The following is a 1866-nucleotide window of genomic DNA, read 5'->3' as shown; positions in this document are numbered from 1 at the left end:
TTGCGGGGAGCCCGGATTCATCAATACGCACGAATCTTGAATGTGGTCGATGCCTACATTCAACTGATCTCACCCTCGACCAATCGCTGTGGCATCCTACCTCACAACGCCATCGGCTTGATTCTGCATCAAGCGACTCGCGGCACATTTGATCCCGAGGTGGTGCGAGCGTTCTTGAACACCGAGTCGCTCTACCCGCTGGGCAGCCATGTTGAATTGCGATCCGGCAGCACCGCAATGGTCATCCGCCGTTCGGCGCATAGCTATGCCTGCCCGATGCTGATGCGAGAAGACGGTGAACGGGTACAAGAAGACAACGCCGAGAACCGGATCATTCGCCCAATCGCCTCGCCAACGATCGAGCAGATGCGAATTCCCCCCTCCAAGATGCCTTCGATCAACTGGAATCCCGCCGACAACGTCTTGATGGTGTGATCCCACTAGAATCGCCGACCGGAACCGCGTTTGCGGGCAACGTGACGCAGCGAACGTGCAGTGCCTTCCCAAAGCATCTCCAGGGATTTCCCGAAATGCATCGAGGGTTGCCGTAGCGGGGCTTGTCAAAGGCGGGGCTTGTCAAAGGCCGCTCATGTGGCACCGCTTGGCGGCTGTACCCAAGCGATTGCCTGGCGTCGGGAATCCGCCTTCACATCAAGCTTCAGCGTGGAAATGATTCGGTCAATTTCCCGAGACGGATCTTGCAGGATTGCATCGTATTGGAGCTTTAGGACGTTGGCGTTTTCAAAATTAAAATCATGAACTGCATTCCATAATTTATTCTGAATCGGCTCCGTCATCTCACCAAACCAATTGCGTTTACGTAGACCCGCGATCGACGCTTCTCGTTCTCGCTGGATCCAGACGAAAACCGTCTGCTCGCCCCATGCTTTGCGTAGGTCGGCAAGCGACAAGCAGAACAACGGATGTTTCGCCCCGCACGGTGATGAACCAAGCGACTCGCGACCTAAAATCCAATTGCGAAATACCTCCACACGAATTCGTTCGTGCGCCTGCGATTGACAATCGGGTTCAGGCCAGAAATGGCGAAGGATACAAGATAAGTCGTAGGGCTCGTAGAAGCATTCATTTTCGTGCCAATACGGGGCTCCCATATCAACACCCAAACGATGCAACACTCCAGCGACACAGGTGGATCCAGAGTTGTAGAGTCCTATCACGACAATACGCATCAGAAATTTCCAAAATCAAGAATGTTGCTTCACCAAGTACATTGGCTGCCCATACGAACCGTAAATCGATAGCATCATTGCGGTATGCAATTAAGCAGCGAGCTTGGCGGCTTCTTTGGCCAATCGCTTTGCAACACGCTCCGGTGGTTGACGCCACCTTCGGTGTAACCACCAATATTGTTCGGGCGCCAATTTGATCGCAACGGCGAGTCGTTCGTTGTACCACTGAGTTAATGTCGTCACCGATTGACAGACCTTGGCGGTGTCATTCAGCGGATCGGCGATACCGACACAGCCCGATTCGAACTGCATCGGTTCGCCATGTTTGCGAATGGTATAGCTGACCAGCATCGGCGCATTGGAGCTGAGCGAGAACAGAGCTAACGCTTTGTGGCTCGATGCGGGAACGCCCATGAACGGCAACCAGCAGCCTTTGTCACCCGCATGTTGATCGGCCAACAACGACAACACACCGCCTTGCTTTAGGTGTTGCTCGATTAGTGGCGCACACCCTTCTTTGTCGACCATCACTTGCCCTTTGGCACCGCGAAACCGCTGGACCCAGCGATGCAGGAACGGATTGTCTAATTTTCGTGCGATCGTGGTGGTGCTGAATCCCATCAAACCAAGCACATAGCCGCCAATTTCAAAGTTGCCAAAATGTCCCGTCACTCCA

2 protein-coding genes and 1 pseudogene are annotated in these 1866 nt (G+C 53.7%); 1 reads left to right on the top strand and 2 read right to left on the bottom strand.

Features of this window, described 5'->3' with window-relative positions:
- Positions 1–435 (top strand): annotated as a pseudogene (locus ABX962_RS35500) (metal-dependent phosphohydrolase); the annotation flags it as partial.
- 152 nt (positions 436–587) lie between these two features.
- On the opposite strand, the gene ABX962_RS35495 reads toward ABX962_RS35500, so the two are convergent.
- Together ABX962_RS35495 and ABX962_RS35490 are read right to left on the bottom strand one after the other, a co-directional pair.
- On the bottom strand, positions 588–1190 hold the full coding sequence (locus ABX962_RS35495) for a hypothetical protein (protein ID WP_372726373.1): 603 nt from the start codon (positions 1188–1190) through the stop codon (positions 588–590).
- A gap of 90 nt (positions 1191–1280) precedes the next feature.
- Positions 1281–1866 (bottom strand): lysophospholipid acyltransferase family protein (locus ABX962_RS35490; protein WP_372726372.1); only part of this gene is annotated, 586 nt, incomplete at its 5' end.

Source organism: Novipirellula sp. (genome assembly GCF_041583735.1).
GTDB lineage: Bacteria > Planctomycetota > Planctomycetia > Pirellulales > Pirellulaceae > Novipirellula.
This window is presented reverse-complemented; position numbering and strand designations above follow the sequence as displayed.